At 71.5% G+C, this 19131-nt stretch carries 13 protein-coding genes; 3 read left to right on the top strand and 10 right to left on the bottom strand.

Annotation, left to right across the window (positions count from 1 at the left end; genetic code table 11):
* Positions 1-33 precede the first annotated feature (33 nt).
* The 3 genes from NLX86_RS01020 to NLX86_RS01030 all read right to left on the bottom strand — a co-directional run bounded on the left by NLX86_RS01020 (position 34) and on the right by NLX86_RS01030 (position 6113).
* Entirely contained in the window at positions 34-2379 is a 2346-nt protein-coding gene (locus NLX86_RS01020) for a polysaccharide lyase 8 family protein (protein WP_374213809.1), read from the bottom strand.
* 143 nt (positions 2380-2522) lie between these two features.
* Positions 2523-4616, bottom strand: coding sequence for an NPCBM/NEW2 domain-containing protein (locus NLX86_RS01025; protein ID WP_302060787.1), 2094 nt, complete (start codon positions 4614-4616; stop codon positions 2523-2525).
* A 96-nt stretch (positions 4617-4712) separates the two neighbouring features.
* A complete protein-coding gene (locus NLX86_RS01030) occupies positions 4713-6113 on the bottom strand; it encodes a M64 family metallopeptidase (protein WP_254369778.1) in 1401 nt (466 codons plus the stop codon).
* A 163-nt stretch (positions 6114-6276) separates the two neighbouring features.
* Between NLX86_RS01030 and NLX86_RS01035 the strand changes: the two genes are divergently transcribed.
* Both NLX86_RS01035 and NLX86_RS01040 read left to right on the top strand, forming a co-directional pair.
* A complete protein-coding gene (locus NLX86_RS01035) occupies positions 6277-7608 on the top strand; it encodes a helix-turn-helix transcriptional regulator (protein ID WP_254369602.1) in 1332 nt (443 codons plus the stop codon).
* A 214-nt stretch (positions 7609-7822) separates the two neighbouring features.
* Positions 7823-8443, top strand: a complete 621-nt coding sequence (locus tag NLX86_RS01040) for a YceI family protein (protein ID WP_254369603.1) — start codon at positions 7823-7825, stop codon at positions 8441-8443.
* Between the two features lie 164 nt (positions 8444-8607).
* On the opposite strand, the gene NLX86_RS01045 is transcribed toward NLX86_RS01040, so the two are convergent.
* From NLX86_RS01045 to ureA, 7 genes are all read right to left on the bottom strand, one after another.
* Positions 8608-9801, bottom strand: coding sequence for a S8 family peptidase (locus tag NLX86_RS01045; RefSeq protein ID WP_254369604.1), 1194 nt, complete (start codon positions 9799-9801; stop codon positions 8608-8610).
* A gap of 146 nt (positions 9802-9947) precedes the next feature.
* Positions 9948-11261 (bottom strand): hypothetical protein, encoded by a 1314-nt coding sequence (locus tag NLX86_RS01050; protein ID WP_254369605.1) that lies wholly within the window; start codon positions 11259-11261, stop codon positions 9948-9950.
* Positions 11262-11309: 48 nt separating this feature from the next.
* Entirely contained in the window at positions 11310-12920 is a 1611-nt protein-coding gene (gene cimA / locus NLX86_RS01055; protein WP_254369606.1) for a citramalate synthase, read from the bottom strand.
* Between the two features lie 284 nt (positions 12921-13204).
* Complete coding sequence (locus tag NLX86_RS01060) at positions 13205-13819, bottom strand: TetR/AcrR family transcriptional regulator (RefSeq protein ID WP_254369607.1); 615 nt, start codon at positions 13817-13819, stop codon at positions 13205-13207.
* Between the two features lie 16 nt (positions 13820-13835).
* Positions 13836-14873, bottom strand: a complete 1038-nt coding sequence (locus NLX86_RS01065; protein ID WP_254369608.1) for an agmatine/peptidylarginine deiminase — start codon at positions 14871-14873, stop codon at positions 13836-13838.
* A gap of 32 nt (positions 14874-14905) precedes the next feature.
* Positions 14906-16597 (bottom strand): urease subunit alpha, encoded by a 1692-nt coding sequence (locus NLX86_RS01070; RefSeq protein WP_254369609.1) that lies wholly within the window; start codon positions 16595-16597, stop codon positions 14906-14908.
* 106 nt (positions 16598-16703) lie between these two features.
* Positions 16704-17387, bottom strand: a complete 684-nt coding sequence (ureA, locus tag NLX86_RS01075; protein ID WP_254369610.1) for an urease subunit gamma — start codon at positions 17385-17387, stop codon at positions 16704-16706.
* Positions 17388-17523: 136 nt separating this feature from the next.
* Here ureA and NLX86_RS01080 point away from each other — a divergent pair, with 136 nt between their 5' ends.
* Positions 17524-18966, top strand: a complete 1443-nt coding sequence (locus NLX86_RS01080) for a cytosine permease (RefSeq protein WP_254369611.1) — start codon at positions 17524-17526, stop codon at positions 18964-18966.
* The last annotated feature ends 165 nt before the right edge of the window (positions 18967-19131 follow it).

The following is a 19131-nucleotide window of genomic DNA, read 5'->3' on the forward strand; positions in this document are numbered from 1 at the left end:
ACCCGCGCGCTTTGTGCGGGTCCAACAAGAGCGTCAACCGAGAGCCACCTCACACCGATGGCTCACACCGGCCGTGCCCGGGGTCACGCGAAGCCGCAGTGAACGGCCGGTTGCGAGCACCTCGACGGCCGGGTCCCGGCCGGTGACGCGCCGCACCGGGTGGTCCCAGGTGATCTCCAGAGGCTGTCCGGAGCGTACAGGTTCGCTGATCCACAGCGTCGCGGTCCAGCGTCCGCTGCGGACGATCACGCTCGACTGGGCCGTTGAGGTGAATCGCCCCGCCGTACCCGGCTGCCAGAAGTTGGCGCCGGCGAATCCCAGCGAGCGGATCACCACGGACTGGGCGGCGGCTGTGTTCTCCACGATCGACAGCCAGCCGCGGTCGGCGGCGCGCGCCGCGAGGGTCCGCCGGGTCGCGCCGGGCATCAGCAGATACGTGTACGAGGCGTCGGCCGGGTCGGTGCCGTGGTCGAGCCAGAGGGTCTGGTACCGGCGGGTCTGCCGCTCGGTGGTGCTGCCGGTGTTGATGTCCGACCATGCGCCGGTCCGGTCCTCGCGCAGCGTGTGCAGGTCGGCGCCGCCGGGGAAGACCCAGCCGCCGTGTCCGGCCAGGTGCGCCCAGCGGGGGCGGGTCCGGTCGTCGACGGTGAGCGCGTGTGTGCCGTCCGCGCCGAGGTTGCGGTTGTCGACGACCGTCTCGACCGGGACTCCGTCAGTGGCGGTGATACCCGCGCCGAGGCAGACGACCGTATCGGCGACGCAGAACCACGACTTACGGGCTTCGAGGGTGGAGCCGAGGCCCTTGAGGTGCTGACCGACGGCGGCGAACTCGCCGTCGGTGGCGCCGCCGACCCACTTGACGGCGGGCTTGGGCAGCCCCCACTCGCCGCCCGCCCGGTCGGCGAGGCGCCGGGTGGACACGGTGGTGCCGGGCAGCCGGTACCAGTCGACGGTCGGCCAGAACCAGTCCGTGTACTGGCCCCCGTGCCCAGGGCCCCACCAGTAGAGCATTCCGGCCCCGGTGTGCCAGCCGCGCGGGTTCTCGCCGTTGCCGCACTCGTAGTACGAGATCCGCTCCGAGGCCATGGAGATGTTCGCGGCCCAGCCGGGGCGGCGGTGCACGGCCCGGTCCATCGACGCGAACAGTTTGTGGCTCACCGGCTCCGGCGCGGCGGGCACCGGAGCCGCGGCGACGGCGTGCAGCCGGGAGAGGTCCGCGACGCCGAACTGCCGGGCGGTGAGGATCGGTGTGGTGGTGTCCCGCTCGATCCAGCCCTTGATCATGCCGTGCCAGCGCTCGCGCTCGGCGGCGCTCGCCCCGCCCGCGAGGACGGCGATGGCCGCGATGAGTCCCTGGCCGTGGAAATGGTCGCTCCGCATCACGCTGTGGTCGTCGGCCTTGAGATAACCCCGGCTTACCGCCCGCCCGTTGACGCTGTCCATCATCAGCCCGTCGTGGATCAGCGGCGCGTACGCGTGCTCCACGCTGTCCAGGACGATCTGGCGGTTCGGGTCGGTGACCGCCCAGGTGGAGCCGGCGAGCAGGGTGAAGAGCCTGCCGAGGCCGTCGAGCATGACCTGCCCGTACGTACCGGAGTAGGCGACCCAGGTGTGCTGGACGAACGATCCGTCGGCGTACAGCCCGTCGCCCTTGGTGACGTACGGGAAGACCGGCGAGAGCGCGTCGCAGGCCAGCGCGATCTTCTGCGGCGCCCGGCCGAGGACGCCGCGCAGGGCGACGGAGCGGCAGAGGTCGACGCGGTTGGCGCCGGTGGAGGTGCCGGTGTAGCTGCCGAGCGCCGAGTCGGGGATGAAGTGGTCGACGGCGGCGAAGGCCGCCTGGCGCCGGCCGTCGGTGAGACGGTCGTGGAGCGCGGCGACGATGTCGAGGAGGAGGCGGGGGCTGCCGATCTGCCACTCCCACCAGTTGCCGTACCGGGTGGTCGAGGCGTTGTAGATCTTCGCGGAGAGGTGGTCGAGGCCCCTGACGATGTCGGCCAGGAGGCCGGCGTCCCCGGTGAGGCCGGTGCCCGGCTGCGCGTACGCCTGGGTCATGGTCCACAGGCGGCTGTAGCTCTGGGTGATGCCGGCGGGCGGGTTGAAGGGGTGGCCCGGCCAGAGGGAGGTGTCCGTGGGCGCCATGGACGAGCGGAAGCCGGCGGCGAGTTGACCGGTCTGCTTCAGGCGGGAGGAGTACGGCTCGGCGGCCGGGTCGAAACCGGTGCCGAGGGCGAGGGCCAGCCAGCGCTGCCGGAGGGTTTCGAACTCCCCGTCGTGCGGCGCCGCGTGAGCGGACGGCGGGAGGGTGAGCAGGGCGGCTCCCGCACCGGTCGCGGCGAGGAAGGTACGGCGGGTCAGATCGGATAGAGACATGTGCATGCCACCTCCCGGGTTGAGTAAGCGCTTTCTACCATGGGGCGGGGCCCGGGAACAGACTCCGCGCACCGGCCCGAGGAGAGGGCCGGTGCGCGAGGTTCATGCACCTTCATTCACGTTCATTCACGCCTATTGAACGCGGTCGGTCAGCTTCCGCAGTGGAAGCGCGCGCTTCCCCAGTCGGCGTGGTCGTTGCCGTTGCCGTCACCGCCGTCGCCGGCCACCAGGTCGACGTACGTGGCGCCGGTGACGTCTGCGGTCAGCGACCACGCGGAGTCCGCGGCCCTCAGCACCGGGGACTTGACCTTCTCCGTACCGTCCGCCTGCACGCTGAACTGCACGCTGCCGCGCGTGGCCTGGACGTCGTCCACACCCACCTCGGCGGTGAACGAGGTGCACCTGCCGCCGAGGTAGTAGCGGACCGCGGCGGGGCCGTGGGTGCCAAGGCCCTTCTCGTACGCCACGCCACCGATCTTCATCGGCTTGCCGTCGCCCTGACCCTGCTCGCCGTTGGACAGGTCGCGCTCCACCGGCCCCCAGCCGTTCGCCGCCGAAGTCCAGTCGAGGTCGCTCGCCCAGCTGTCCGTGGTCGGCGGCGGCGGCAGCGTACGGACGGTCGCGGCGGCGGCCAGCTTCCGCTCGGTGCCGCCCACCGTGTACGCGACCTGCGAACTCAGCGTGTACGACTGGTACTTCGCGTCCACCGGCGGGGTGACCTGCCAGCTTCCGGTGACCTTGGCGCCCGGCGCGACCGAGTCGAACGTCACCGCACCCGCCGGCTCCGACTGCCAGCCCTCGGGCAGGGCGAGGGTCAGTGCGGCGCCGGTCGCGGCGGCTGCCTCGTAGTTGGTGAAGGACGCCTTGACGAGGTTCGGCCGGCCCGGCTCCAGGGTTTCGGCCGACGGGTCGACGGTGAGCGTGCCGCACGCGGCCCGCTCGGGCGCCGGGCCCAGATCGGTGACAGTGAAGCCGTCGAGGACGAAGTCCGCGCCGTCGGGTGCGCCGCCCTTCTTGCGCAGTCCGGTCCAGGTGTCGCCGCAGCCGGCCGTGACGGTCTCGCTGAAGCGGTCCGTGGCGTGTTCCTTCCCGATCGGCGTGCGACGGGTCTCCACGGAAGCGGGCGTGCCGTCGGCGGCGATCCGGTCGTAGCCGGTCACCCACTCGTAGGCGCCCGCGTGGCTCGACTGGTGGTCGAACTCGACCTTGTACGCGTGCCCGTCGGCCATGGGGACGGTCCAGGGGGCCGTGCGGTAGACCAGCCCCGTGTTCTCCTCATGCGCCTTGAGGGACTCGGCGCCGCCGAGGACGTCGTCGACGAGCTTCCCGTTCCAGCCTGCCTGCGTGTACGGGGCGTTCTTCTGCGCGATATGAGTGCGCGGGTCGGTGGAGCCGCCCGCGTCGCCTTTGAGGAACGGGCCCCAGCCCTGGTCGACGGCCTCGAAGTCCTCGTGCACGACCGTGCCCGCCTTGGCCTCGGGCGCGTTCGCGACCACCCGTATGTCGTCGATCCGGACGGTCGCCGGGCTGCTTCCCCGCGGTTCCGCCTCGATGCGGAGTGTCGCCCTCCCGCTCGCGGCGGCGGCGAGCGTGCCCGTGTTGACGATCGCGTACGTGGCACCGACGGGCGCCGCGTCGGCGGGGGTGGCCGTGGTGACCTTGCCGATGACGTCGGCGGTCCTGGTCGAGTCGGGGTCCAGCTTGGTGAAGGCGGTCCCGGCGCCCGTGTCCGTACTGCCGACGGACACCAGGTCGTGCCCGGGGATGTCGATGGTCCCCACCCGGAAGGCGTCGGTGTCCCGCACGGCCGTGACCCTGAAGGTGGTCGTGCGGCCCGACACGGAGAGGGCCGCGTCCAGCTCGACGCCGGTGAGGTCGGGGAGGGCGAGGGTGTAGTGGGCGCTCGATCCGCCGACGACCGGCTCGCCCTTGACCTGGACGCCGTACGCCTTGCCGTTCAGCACCACGGCGGTGACCGGCGCGGTGCTGCCCGCGAGCTGTGACCCGCTCGCGCGGTCGGTGTAGGTGAGGACGCGCGGGAAGTCCTTGGCGACGGTGACGGCGAGCTGCGGCGAGCCGATGACGGCGGTGGCGTCTTCGGCCACCGCTGCTGAGGCGGGCAACGTCGGTCCTGCCAGGGCGAATACGGCTGAGGAGGCGGCGGCGAGAGCGCACGCCGCGCGGCTGCTGATTCCCGGGGGACAACCCCCGGACCCCCTGCCGGAGAAGAGTGATTGCGACATGGGGACTGAGTAGCCCCCTGGTCATGGCACCGTCAACGAAGTGGAGCGCTCCGGGCAGCGGCAGTCCAACAACCGCTGCGCGGAAGTCCAAGTGGGTCAGAGTCGGACCGTCCAGGAGACCGTCGATCGCAGCGTCTTCGCGATCTCCGGGTCTCGGACCGAGGAGGTCCGGTCGGTGACGGTGACCGAGAGCCTGTGCTTCTTGAGGTCGAGCAGCCGCAGCGCCAGTTCGGAGACATGGACCTCGGTCCGCCCCGCGAGGCGCTTGATCTCCTTGCCGTCCACCGACCAGCGGACCGTGAGCTGCTTCGCGTACGGGACGCCCGCGCCCGCGAGCCGGGGCACGGCGACCTTCGCCGTGTGGCCGGCCCTCAGGGTGCGGTCGGTGGGGGTCACGGCGGTGGCGACCGTCGCGTGGCGGTAGAAGCCGGCGATCATCGCCTCGACGCCGGGAAGGTTGAAGGGCTTGCCGAGGACGCGCATGAGCGAGTTGTCGGTCGGCCGGTACAGCCCCTTGACGAAGTAGCCGCCGCCCTCGTACGCGCCGACCGGGCCGCCGTCGGGCGACTCCTCGCCGAGCCAGCGGTGCCACTTGGCGTGCTGCGCGGCCATCCGGTCGGCGGTGAGCGTGGAGACGTTGATGTCGGCGGGCTCGGGGCCGGTGTACTGCTCGTAGCCCGGGTAGCCGGGATAGAAGTACTCGTCGGCGAGCTTGCCCAGGGAGTGGCCGGTCTCGTGGATGGCGACCTGGCCCGACCGCTCGTTGCCGGCGGACGCGGTGGCGATGCCCTCGTAGCCGAGGGTCTCGCTGGGCTCGTTGTAGCCCGCGCCGCCGTACTTGCTGCTGTTGGCGAGGACGATCACGAGGTCGGCCTCCGGGGCCCTGGTCACGTACGAGTCGACCTTGGTCTGGTCGACGCAGAGCAGCCGCTCGATGTCGTCGCACCAGAAGTACGAGCCGAGGGCGGTGTCCCGGACGGTGGCGCGGTCGGGGTCGCCGGAGACGCCGGACTGGTTGGAGACCGCGTCGACCGTCCAGACATTGAAGAGGCTCTGGTAGGTCGTGTACGGCTCGACGGCCGCGAGCTCGGCCCACTTCTCCTTGGCGTCGGTGTGGAACTGCGCCAGCTCGGCGGCGGTGTAGCCGTCTCCGATGACGACCACGTCCAGCCGGTCGGCGGTCGAGCCGTTGTCGATCACCTTGGTGACCTCGCCGTCCGCCGCCGCCTCGCGCGCGGAGAGCCGGGGCGCGGGCCGGTCCCGGCCGTCGGCCAGGACGTGGGCGTGGCCGGATCCGGCGGCTCCGCCGTGCTCCGGGCCGGGTATCTCGACCTCGACCGTCTTGGCCCCAGCCTGATTCGCGGCGGCCTGGTTCACGTCGGTCTGGTTCACGTCGGTCTGACTCGCCTCGGACGGCGGGGCCGGGTCGGCGGCCGCGATGCCGGGTCCGGCGGCCAGTGCGGCGGTGACGGCCGCGGCGACACCGGCCGTCGTCATGGCTCTGCGCAGGGTCGAGCGCACGGAGTCCTCCCCCTGAACGGGTGTTAACTGCATGGGTAAGCGCGATGAACGAGTTGCTTAAATTAGGGGCGTGCACAGGACGTGCGCAATGGCCGGTTGCCCCTGAATACTGGGGAGTTGAAGCGACCAGGGGGTACCCATGGACGAACCGGCCGAGATCGGCCGCCGGGTTCAGCGGCTGCGTACCGAACGTGGCCTGACACAGCGGCAGTTGGCGGATCCCTCGTACACGTCCGCTTACGTATCGACGCTGGAGTCCGGCAAGGTGCGACCCTCCGAGACCGCGCTGCGCTTCCTCGCCGAGCGCCTCGGCACGTCGTACGAGGAGCTGGCCACCGGACGCCCCGCCCATCTGGCCACCGAACTGCGGCTCGCCCTCACCGACGCCCAGCAGATGCTGGCCACCGGCGCCGCCGACGAGGCGGCCGTCCGCTACCGCCGGCTACTCACCGACGCCGAACACCTCGACCTCGCCCCCGAGCAGGCCGAGGCGCTGCTCGGGCTCGGTGACTGCGCGCTGGAGACCGGCGAACTCGCCGACGCGGGGCGCCACTTCGAGACTGCCGAGCGCCTCCTGTCCGGCGAACCACTCCCCCGCCGCGCCCGCGCGATCCGCGGCCGCGCCATCGCCCACCTCCTCGCCGGAGAGCTGCGGTACGCCTGCTACCTCCTCGAATCCACCATCGACGAGCTCGGCGCGAACGGGCTGGCCGATCCGGAGGCGCTGGTCCTGCTGTACGCCGCCGTCATCGGCCCGTACATCGACATGGGCGCCCATGCCCGGGCGGCGCACGCGGCGGAGCTCGCCCTCGCACTCGCGCCGCAGGTCAGCGACCCGGCGCTGGTGGCGGGCATGCACCGCCAGGTGGCCCGTACGTTTCTCGCCGAGGGGCGTACGGCGGACGCCGACGCGTCCCTGGCCAAGGCCCAGACGATCTACCGGCAGCTGCGGCTGAACACCGACCTCGCGCACTGCCACTGGATGCGTGGGTATGTGCAGGCCCAGAACGGCGAACTGGATTCGGCCGAACGGGAGTTGCGTACGGCCCGGGACATGCTGGCGGCCAAGCGCGCAGCGCTCTACACCGCCCAGGTGGAGGTCGAGCTCGCGGATGTGCTGCGGCGCCTCGGCCGGCACGGCGAGGCGTCGGGACTCCTCGCGGCGCTGCTCGACCTGGGGGACCGGCACGGCGCCGTGCACGCGGGCGGGGCGCACCGGCTGCTCGGCCTGATCGCGGAGGACCAGGGGGAGACCGAGTCCGCCGAGGAGCACTACGTGCTGGCGCTCGGCCTGCTGGAACGGAGCGGGGCGACGGGCGACCTGGCCGACCTCTGCCGGCTGCTGGGTGACCTGCTGCGCCGTACAGGCCGGACCGAGGCCGCGCTCGACGCGTACCGCACGGGACTGGGCCACCGCGCGGCCCCGGGCACGACGACGCTGGGACCGGCCCCGGCGACCCCGCCGTTCTAGGCAGCCGTTCTGGGCGACGCAGCCGCTCTGTGGGTGGGACGGCTGTGCAGGTGGAGCAGAGCGATGGTGCCTGATGTCTACGCGCGTCCGAAAGAGGGCGTCCGGCGCGCCGGAATCACTGTTACTTGAATTTTGAACGAGATGGGTCTATCTTCGGATCTCGTTGAAGGTTAAACAATCTCTACCGAGACACCGGACAACCCGAGGAGGAGCCATGGCTCTGTTCAACCGCAAGGCCAACACCGACGCCCCGGCCGCCACTGCCACCCTCGAGGTGGACCCCGCCCTGGCCGCCCTGACCGGCGAGTACACGATCGACCCGGCGCACTCCAGCATCGGTTTCACCGTGCGTCACGCGATGGTCACGAACGTGCGCGGCAGCTTCGGCGACTTCGAGGGCACGCTGAACCTGGACGGCTCCGACGCGTCCCGCTCGGCGGCCTCCATCGACGTCCGGATCGCCTCCATCGACACGGGCATCGCGGACCGCGACGGCCACCTGCGCAGCGGTGACTTCTTCGACGCCGAGCAGTTCCCGCTGATGACGTTCCGGTCGGCTGCGGCTGAGCAGCTGGGCGGCGACCAGTACCGGATCAGCGGCGACCTCACCATCAAGGACGTGACGCGCCCGCTGTCGATCGACCTCGACTTCAACGGCTCGGCGACGGACGTCTACGGCAACGAGCGCGTGGGCTTCGAAGGCAGCGCCGAGATCCTCCGCTCGGACTGGGGCCTGACATGGAACGCGGCGCTCGAAACGGGTGGCGTGATGGTCAGCGACAAGGTCAAGTTGACGTTCGACGTCTCGGCGATCAAGTCCGCACCGCAGGGGTGATCGACGGCGCCGATGCCGCCCCGGGGCGGGTACGGGGATGGTGCATCGCCGCCCCGGCCCGCCCCCTCGCGGGGCCCGGCGGGGCGGTGGCTCGTACCGGCGGGCTCGCGTCCCAGCGGCGGGCCGATGACGGGCGTCGCGGCCGACCACGAACGTGCCGATGGTCAGAGGTCGCCGCTGTACAGGAGGCTGTTCGGCGAGCCCTCGCCCACGTTGGTCAGCACAGCCTTCGTCGACTGGGCGACGAGCCAGCTCGCCACCGTCGCCGGGCCGGCATTCTGGTAGGCCGCCTTGTACAGCAGCGCCGTCCCGGCGACGTGGGGAGAGGCCATGGACGTACCGTCCAGAGCGACGCTGCCGCCGCCGCGCTGGGCCGAGACGATGGACGCGCCGGGCGCGTAGAGCGACAGGCATTCGCCGTAGTTGGAGAAGGCTGTCTGCTGGTCCTGCGAGTCGCTCGCGCCGACCGTGACCACGCGCGACGCGGACGCCGGTGAGACATCGCAGGCGTCCGCCGACTCGTTGCCCGCCGCGACAACGGGCAGGACGCCCCGGTCCGACACGGCATTGGCGGCGTTGTTCACCGCGATGGACCGAGGCCCGCCGAGAGACGCGTTGAGCACCGACGGCTGTACGGCGTTGTCGGCCACCCAGTCGAATCCGGCGATCACCCCCGACAGGCTGCCCGCGCCCTGGCAGTCGAGCACCCGGACGCTCACCAGCGTGGCCTCGCGCGCCACACCGTAGGTCGCGCCGCCGACCGTGCCCGCCACATGCGTGCCGTGGCCATGGCAGTCCTGGCCGCGCCGCCCGTCACCGATGGCGTCGTAGCCGAACTGGGCGCGCCCGCCGAACTCGCTGTGGGAGTAGTCGATCCCGGTGTCGATGATGTACGCCGTGGCGCCCCGGCCGGTGCCCTTCACCGTGAACTGGCTGTCGAGGGGCAGGCTGCGCTGGTCGAGCCGGTCCAGTCCCCACGACGAGGCCGGTACACGCGTCCCCCCGTCCGGCTTCGGCGCGAAGACCTCGGCGTCCTCCTCGACGGCCTCGACTCCCGGGGTCCACCGCACGGAGTGCAGTTGCGGTGGGGTGAGCGCGGCGGCGAATCCGCGCACGACCGACTTGTACATGAACTGCGACTTCACGCCGAGCCGCCCCACCATCTCCTCCGCGTCGGCGGTCGCACTGAGGGTCACGATGTAGCGGCCCGGCAGCGCGTTGGCGGAGCGGTGCAGCGGGGCTGGGCCGGAGCCGCCGCTCGCCGCCTGGCCGGTGGCGGCGGAGTGGGCGGAGGCGGACAGCGGACCGGCCGTCACCAGAGCAGCGGTGACGGCCGTCGCGAGGGCGAGGAGCCTCATTAGGTTTGAGTTGCGGTTTGGCATGTTCAGGAGACAAACATACCCGAACGATCGCGATCAATCACTTACCGTCACAGGTCGCCCAGTTTCAGCAGTAAGACCGTAATCCGCTCCGCCATTCGCCCCGCCGCCCCACCAGCCGACGGCTAGAACCCGCCGCCCGCGTCGAATCCGCCGCCGCCACCGAAGTCGCCGCCGCCGAAGTCCGACGCGTTGAAGTCGCCACCGGAGTAGTCGCCGCCCTCGTAACCGGCGCCGTAGTCCGACCCGTACGCCGGGCTCGACATCATCGAGCCCAGCATCGTGCCCATCAGCAGGCCCGGCAGGATGCCGCCGCCGAAGTAGCCGCCCGCCCAGGGGCCGTAGGCCGGGCCCGCCTCCCAGTACGGGCGGCGGCCGTCGGCCGTCTCGACCGTGCGGGTCATCGGGTCGTGGCCCTCCCGCAGCCGGACCGCGTCCGCCGCGCAGACCGGGACCGTACGTGCCGTACCGCCGGCCGGGGCCCATGTCGCGTCCTCGGCCGAGGGGCCGTGGCGCGGGTCGAAGAAGCAGGGGCTGCGGCGCTCGGGGACGGGGGCGCCTTCGCGGCGGGCCGCGAGTACGGCCAGCGAGAAGCGGCCGTACTCCAGGGCCTCGGTCACGCCGCGTACGTCGTCGGGGCGCTGGGCCGACGCCATCAGGGACTTCGACTTCTCGTACGAGTCGAGGGAGTGCTCGTAGTCCTTGCGCATCGTGTCGTCGGCGCCCGGTTCACCGGGGTGGAAGTCGAGCCGGTCGAGTTCCTCGCCGAAGGCGGTGATGTCCTCGTCGACCACGACCCGCAGCTTGTCGAGGGCCGCGCGCTCGCGTTCGGCCTTCTTCGCGCGGTTGCGGCGGACGATGGTGTACGCGCCCGCGCCGCCCGCCACCGCGATCACGCCGGCCGCGATCAGGGCGCTCGTCGAGGCGCCCTCCTGCGAGGCGGTGTCCCAAGAGGCCGGCGCCGAGCCACGGATCTGCGGCAGTACCTGGTCGACGAAGTTGTTCAACTGGGTTTCGGCGTCGACCGGTCCGGTCGCCTTCACGGCGTCGGTGACATTGCGGACGGCCTGCCCGGACATCACGCCGCGGTCGGCCCCGGCGTTGAAGCCGTCGCCGAGCCGCACGCCGTACAGGCCGCTGATGCCGGTCTCGGTGCGCAGGGTGGGCAGCACGCTGTCCGCCGGGAATTCGGCGTTCTCGGGCAGTACGGCGATGAAGACCGGCTTGTCCGCATCCTCGATCTTCTTCGCCAGGGCGTCGGCATCGGCCTGGGACAGCTGGTCCGAGGCGCGCGGGTCGACGTAGACCGGGCCGTCCTTGAGGGCTTCGGCCACTGTCTCGGGGCCGGTGGCCGCCTGTGCTCCCGGCGCCGCCACGAGGGCGGCCGCCGAGAACGAGAGCAGCAGACCGGACAGTGCGGAAAACACCCTGGTCTTCATACTTAGAAGCTACCGGAAAGGGTTCCTTTTCGGACATGCCGGCAGGGGTTACTCCACGGGCTCGACCCCGGCGCGGAGCAGGCCGTACGTGTACGCGTCCTCCAGCGCCTGCCAGGACGCCGCGATGACGTTGTCCGCGACGCCGACCGTCGACCACTCGACCCGGCCGTCGCTCGTCGCGATCAGCACCCGGGTCGTGGACTGGGTGCCGTGCTTGCCCTCCAGGATGCGGACCTTGTAGTCGACCAGCTCGAACTTGGCCAGCTGCGGATAGAACGGCTCCAGCCCGACCCGCAGCGCCCGGTCCAGTGCGTTGACCGGGCCGTTCCCCTCGGCGGTGGCGACGATGCGCTCGCCCTTGGCCCACAGCTTCACGGTGGCCTCGTTGGCGTGCGAGCCGTCGGGGCGGTCCTCGGTGATCGCGCGCCAGGACTCGGTGCGGAAGTAGCGGCGGGCGCGGCCCTCGGCCTCCTCGCGCAGCAGCAGCTCGAACGAGGCATCCGCGGCCTCGTACGTGTAGCCCTTGAGCTCGCGCTCCTTGACCCGCTCGACGACGCGGCCGACCAGTTCGCGGTCGTCGCCGAGTTCGACGCCGAGTTCCTTGCCCTTGAGTTCGATGGAGGCGCGGCCGGCCATGTCGGAGACGAGCATCCGCATGGTGTTGCCGACGCGCTCGGGGTCGATGTGCTGGTAGAGGTCGGGGTCGACCTTGATTGCGGAGGCGTGCAGGCCGGCCTTGTGGGCGAAGGCGGAAACACCCACGTACGGCTGATGGGTCGAGGGCGTGAGGTTGACGACCTCGGCGATGGCGTGCGAGATACGGGTCATCTCGGCGAGCGCGCCCTCGGGCAGCACCTTCTTGCCGTACTTGATCTCCAGTGCGGCGACGACGGGGAAGAGGTTGGCGTTGCCGACCCGCTCGCCGTATCCGTTGGCCGTGCACTGCACATGGGTCGCGCCCGCGTCCACGGCGGCGAGGGTGTTGGCGACGGCGCAGCCGGTGTCGTCCTGGGCGTGGATGCCCAGGCGGGCGCCGGTGTCGGCGAGGACGGTGGCGACGACGGCCTGCACCTGGGCGGGCAGCATGCCGCCGTTGGTGTCGCAGAGGATGACGACGTCGGCGCCGGCCTCGGAGGCGGTGCGTACGACGGACTTGGCGTACTCGGGGTTGGCGCGGTATCCGTCGAAGAAGTGCTCGCAGTCGACGAAGACCCGGCGGCCCTGCTCGCGCAGGTACGAGACAGTGTCGCGGACCATCTCCAGGTTCTCGTCGAGGGTGGTGCGCAGCGCAAGCTCCACATGACGGTCGTGGGACTTGGCGACCAGCGTGATCACCGGTGCGCCGGATTCGAGGAGCGCTCTGACCTGGGGGTCCTCGGCGGCATTGCCGCCGGCGCGGCGGGTGGCGCCGAAGGCGACGAGCTGGGCGTGCTTGAAGTCGATCTCGGCCTGGGCACGGGCGAAGAACTCGGTGTCACGGGGGTTGGCGCCGGGCCAGCCGCCCTCGATGAAGCCCACGCCGAAGTCGTCCAGGTGCCGTGAGATCGTCAGTTTGTCCGCGACGGTGAGGTTGATGCCCTCGCGCTGGGCGCCGTCGCGCAGGGTGGTGTCGAAGACATGGAACCCATCGTCGGTGGCGGTGGCCTCTGTCGTCGTCATGCTGATCTGACTCCTGTCGGATGAGTGGCTCCGTAAACAGCTGGCTCCACTTGCCCCCATCATCGCGCGCTTCTCGCCTCCGGCCGGGATGGGGTCCGGAAAACGAAAAAACCTCTCGCGGGTGCGAGAGGTCTGCGCGCGGGTCTGAGGCACGGTGTCCACTGCCGCGGGGGGTCGTCCACGGTTCAGCGGCCACTGCGGACCGGCGCGCTGCTTCCCATAATCATGGCGAACGCAAGCACGCGGGCAGTCTGCCATACGTCCCCCGCATTTGGGACGCGGTCTCACGATGCGGTCGGCGGGAGCGAATCGTCGAGGAACTCCCGTACGTGAGCGAGGATCTGGTCGCGGTCCAGGCCCGGCAGTCCGATTGCCACATGGATGCTGAAGCCGTCGAGCAGCGCCCGCGTGCGCGCCGCGAAGCGCTCGGCGTCGACGCCGCGGAACTCCCGGCGCGAGACGCCCTCGGCGAGCAGGGCCACCAGATCGCGGTGCCACGCGCCCTCGATCGCGGCCTGGCGGGCGCGTGCCTCGGCGTCGGCGTTCTGGGAGCGGTTCCAGACCTCGAGCCAGAGCGTCCAGTGCGGATCGCGGTGACCGTCGGGCACGTACAGATCGACGTACGCGTCCAGCCGCTCGCGGACCGTGGCGGGCCGGGACAGCAGGGCGCGCCGCTCCGCTCCGAGCTGTGCCTCGCTCCACTCCAGGGTCTGCAGGAGCAGCTCGTCCTTGGAACGGAAGTAGTAGAGCAGGTGGCCACTGCTCATCCCGACCTCGCGGCCCAGACCGGCCATGGTGAGCCCGTCCAGGCCGCGTTCGGCGATGGTGGCCATGGCGGCGGCCAGCACTTCCTCGCGCGGCGGCGCGTTCCTCCGCGCGCGGGCCGGACCGGCCGTCATCTTCTCGCTCCCTCGGTCACACCTTCGGCTGCTGCTGGGTGATGCAGTGGATGCCGCCACCCCCGGCAAAGATCGTACGGGCGTCAACCAGCGTCACCGTCCGCTCGGGGAACAAACGTCGGAAGATCCCGGCGGCGATCTCGTCCCGCGGGTCGTCGAAGGCGCAGAGCACCACGCCGCCGTTGCACAGGTAGTGGTTGATGTACGAGTAGTCGACCCACTCGCCGTCCTCGTCCTTCAGTACGGTCGGCGCGGGTATCTCCACGACCTCCAGCAGGCGTCCCTTGGCGTCGGTCGCGGTGCGCAGCAGGGCCGCGTACTCCTTGGACCGCTCGTAGTCGGGGTGGGCCGGGTCCTGCTGGCTGTGCACGACCACGACTCCGGGCTTCGCGAAGGCCGCGACGATGTCGACGTGGCCCTGGGTGCCGTACGTGCCGTAGTCGCCGGACAGGCCGTGCGGCAGCCAGATCGCCTTGGTCGTGCCGAGGTGGGCGTGGATCTCGGCCTCGACCTGCTCGCGGGACCAGTGCGGGTTGCGGCCCGCTCCGAGCTGGACGGTGTCCGTCAGCAGTACGGTGCCCTCGCCGTCGGTGTGGATGGCGCCGCCCTCGTTGACCAGGGGCGTGCTGTACGTAGGGGTGCCGGCCAGGTCGGAGACATGCCGGGCGATCTTGGAGTCGTGTCCCCAGCGGGCCCAGGCCTGCGCGCCCCAGCCGTTGAACGTCCAGTCGACGGCGGCCAGCCGGCCGTTTCCGTCGGTGACGAAGGTCGGGCCGATGTCCCGCATCCAGGCGTCGTCGAGATCACGCTCGACCAGCTCGATGTCCGGGCCGAGGAGCTCGCGGGCGCCCTCGCTCTGGCCGGGGCCCACGACGACGGTGACCGGCTCGAAGCGCCGCACGGCGCGGGCGACAGCCGCCCAGGCGTGGCGGGCCTCGGCGAGTTCGTCGTCGTTGGTGAAGGTCGGGTTGGGGCCGGGCCAGGCCATCCAGGTGCGCTCGTGCGGAGCCCACTCGGGGGGCATACGGAGGCCGTCGGCGGCGGGAGTGCTCATGGGTCGGGTCCTTGTCGCTGTCACGGTCGCGGTCAGAGGAAGTAGAGACGGTTCAGGGAGACGGAGTCCGCCGGTTCGGAGCGGACCGGGTCGCCGTCGAGGGTGACCAGTCCGCTGCGGCCGTCTACGCCCACCGCTCCGATACGGGAGTTGAGGACAAGGTCGGACGGGCCGATGCCGCGGGTGCCGCGGACGGCGACCCGCCGCCTTCGGGTGGGCATCCGGTCTCCTTCGAGCGCGGCCGCGGCGGCCGAGACGAAGGCGACGGAGATATCGGCGGCGGTCGCGCCGTACGACCCGAACTGCGGGCCCAGGACGAGCGGTTCGCAGGTGTCGGTGGCGGCGTTGGGGTCGCCCGTCACTCCGTACGCCGGGAAGCCCGACTTCAGTACGAGCTGCGGCTTGGCGCCGAAGAACTGCGGCCGCCACAGCACGATGTCGGCGAGCTTGCCCACCTCGATCGAGCCGATCTCGTGCGCGAGGCCGTGGGCGATCGCCGGGTTGATGGTCAGCTTGGCCATGTAGCGCAGCACGCGCCCGTTGTCGTCGGCCGGTCCGTCGCCCTCCATCGGGCCCAGCTCGGCCTTCATCTTCCCGGCCATCGCGAAGGTCCGGCGTACGGTCTCGCCCGCGCGCCCCATGCCCTGTGCGTCGGAGGAGGTGATGCCGATCGCGCCCAGGTCGTGCAGGACGTCCTCGGCGCCCATGGTCCCGGCCCGGATGCGGTCGCGGGCCATGGCGGCGTCGCCGGGCAGGTCGGGCTTGAGGTCGTGGACGGAGACGATCATCCCGTAGTGCTCGGCGACCGCGTCCCGGCCGAAGGGCAGGGTGGGGTTGGTCGAGGAGCCGATGACGTTCGGGACGCCGGCCATCTTCAGGACGTTGGGGACGTGTCCGCCGCCGCAGCCCTCGATGTGGAAGGCGTGGATCGTCCGGCCTTCGAGGACCTTGAGGGTGTCCTCCACGGAGAGGCATTCGTTCAGGCCGTCGCTGTGCAGGGCGACCTGTACGTCGTGCTCCTCGGCGACCCGCAGCGCGGTGTCCAGGGCGCGGGTGTGCGCGCCCATGTCCTCGTGCACCTTGAAGCCGGACGCGCCGCCCTCGGCGAGTGCCTCGACCAGCGGGGCCGCGTCCGAGGACGAACCGCGCGCCAGGAAGCCGATGTTGACCGGCCAGGCGTCGAAGGCGTTGAAGGCGTGGCGCAGGGCCCACGGCGAGTTGACGCCGACGCCCCAGACCGGGCCGAACTCCTGGCCGACGATCGTGGTGACCCCGGAGGCGAGCGAGGCTTCCATGATCCGCGGCGAGAGCAGGTGGACATGGGTGTCGACGGCTCCGGCGGTGGCGATCAGGCCCTCGCCGGAGACGATGCTCGTGCCCGTACCGACCACGACGTCGACACCGTCGAGGGTGTCCGGGTTGCCGGCCCGCCCGATGGCGTGGATCCGGCCTTCCCGGATGCCGATCGAGACCTTGCGGATGCCCTGTACGGCGTCGATGACCAGCACGTTGCTGATGACGACGTCGCAGGTGTCCCGGACGGCGGCGGCCTTGAGGTGCAGTCCGTCGCGGGCGGTCTTGCCGAAGCCGGCCAGGAACTCGTCACCGGGCTTCTGGGCGTCGGACTCGACCCGGACGGTCAGCCCGGAGTCACCGAGCTTGACCCGGTCTCCGGCGCGCGGCCCGTGCACGGCGGCGTACTCGTACGGATCGATGCCAGTCATGAGCGGACCTCCAGCTCGTGCGCGTGGTCGGGGTGGGCGTTCGGCGTGACGGTGGCGCCGCGCGGCGTCGGGCGCGCGACGTCCGTGGCGCGGCGCGGGGCCGCGCTCATCGCTCGGCTCCCAGGTATCCGCAGGCCGCAGCCCTGCGCAGGGCTTCTTCCTGCGCGCCGGGCGCGTCCAGTTCCCCGTCGACCAGGCCCGCGAATCCGATCGCGATCCGGGCGCCGCCGATCGGGACGAGGCCGACCTCTGCCTCGCCGCCGGGATCGAAGCGGAAGGAGGCTCCGGCGGGCACGTTCAGCCGCATGCCGTAGGCCGCGGACCGGTCGAAGTCGAGGCGCGGGTTGGCCTCGAAGAAGTGGAAGTGCGAGGTCACGCTGACCGGGACAGCCGCGGTGTTCCGTACGGTCAGGCGTACGGCCGGCTCCGGCTCGGGCGTCGCGGGGGCGGGCAGCACCGCGCCGGGCGCGTCGTCACCCAGGCCGCCGCCGCGAATGGGCGCCGAGACGACCGCGAGCCGCGAGCCGTCGTCGAAGACGGCCTCCACATGCACCTCGGTGACCACGTCCGCGACGCCCGGCAGGACGTCGTCGGGGCCGAGGACATTGCGCGCCGCCTCGATCGCCTCCGCGAGGCGCCGCCCGTCGCGGGCCGCCTCGCAGACGGCGTCGGCGATCAGCGCGGTGGCCTCCGGCACATTGAGCCGCAGTCCCCGGGCCCGGCGCGCCCGCGCCAGTTCCGCGGCTCCGAACAGCAGAAGCCGGTCGCGTTCCGTAGGGGTCAGCCGCACGCCGTTCCACCTCCCTGAGCGTTAGAGCATCACTCTAACCTCTTGATTAATGTCACCGAAAGATTGACCTACCACCTTGCCATAGGTCACATTGAGCGTCACTCAAATAGTCGCCGGCCGAAGCAGGGAGCGCCGTATGCCGATCGAACAGCGCGGAGTCGACACCATCCCCGACGAGGAGCGCACCAGCGGACCGCGCGACCTCGTCTCGATCCTCCTCGGCTCGAACCTGTGCCTCGGCGTGATCATCTTCGGCTGGCTGCCGGTGTCCTTCGGGCTGGGCCTGTGGCCCGCCGTGACCTCCGTCGTCGCGGGCACGGTCGTCGGCACCCTGCTGACCGCCCCGCTCGCGCTGGTCTCGCTGCGTACCGGCACCAATCTCTCCACCTCCAGCGGCGCACAGTTCGGCGTACGTGGCCGACTCATCGGGTCGGTCGTCGGCCTGCTGCTCTCCCTCGGGTACACCGCCCTGACCCTGTGGATCGGCGGCGACGTCATCGTCGGCACGCTGGCCCGCCTCTTCGGCACCTCCACCGACGCCCCGGCCGTCGTGGTCGTCTACACCCTCCTCGCCGCGTGTACGGTCTTCGCCGCGGTGTACGGCTACCGGCTGCTGCTCCGGCTCAGCCGGGTGCTGGCCGTCGCCATGACGGTGCTGCTGCTCCTCGGCCTACTCGCGTACTCCGGCGACTTCACCACGGCCCCGCCCGCCGACACGCCATACCTCCTCGGCGGCTTCTGGCCGACCTGGCTGCTGTCCGCCGTCGCCGCCGGCCTCAGCGGCCCCATCGCCTTCATCACCCTGCTCGGCGACTACACCCGCTACATCTCGCCGCGCCGCCACAGCTCGCGCACGGTGCTGCGCGCCACCTGCCTCGGTCTGTTCCTGGGTCTGCTGATCCCCCAGCTCTTCGGCACCTTCACCGCCCTCGCGGCGGGCGCGGCCACGGACTACGCGGGCCCGCTGGTCGACGCCGCTCCCGCCTGGTACCTGCTGCCGCTGGTGCTGGCGGCCTCGGCCGGCTCGGTCGGCAACGCGGGCCTGATGCTGTACTCCATGGGCCTCGACCTGGACGCGATCCTGCCGCGCGCCACGCGGGCCCGGGCGACGCTGGTCGTCGCGGCGGTCGCGACGGCGTTCGTCTTCCTCGGGCACTTCCTGTGGGACGCGCGGTCCGCGATGACGTCGTTCGTGCTGCTGCTGACCGCGCTCGGCACGCCGTGGGCGGTGATCACGCTGATCGGTTACGTCCGCTGCGCCGGCACGTACGACGCGGAGGCGCTCCAGGTCTACAACCGGCGCGCGAAGGGCGGCGTGTACTGGTTCCGCGCCGGCTGGAACCTCGCCGCCACCGTGTCCTGGACGCTGGGCGCGGCGGTCGGCCTGGCCGCGGTCTCGACCCCGCTGTACGAAGGCCCGCTGCTGGCCCTCACCGGCGGCGTGGACTGCAGCTTCGTCCTCTCGGGAGCGGCAGGCGGCCTGGCCTACGCGGCCCTGACCCTCCGCGGGGCCACGGCCCCGGCCCCGGACCCGTCGGTGGCCTCGCCGGAGCCGGCCCGGGGCAGGGCTTCCACCTGACGGCCTCCGGCCCGGCCATGCCCGCGAGTGTGAAACCGGGGGAATGCCCCGGGACGCCGTGGGTGCGCGGCGCGAAGCCGCCGCTCCTTCGCGGGGGTCGTCAGCTGCTTGCCGGGGAGCGTGCACGAGGGCGGTTTAACTCGATCGTGTGATGGTCGGCTTCCG

The organism is Streptomyces sp. A3M-1-3, from assembly GCF_024213665.1.
Taxonomy (GTDB): domain Bacteria; phylum Actinomycetota; class Actinomycetes; order Streptomycetales; family Streptomycetaceae; genus Streptomyces.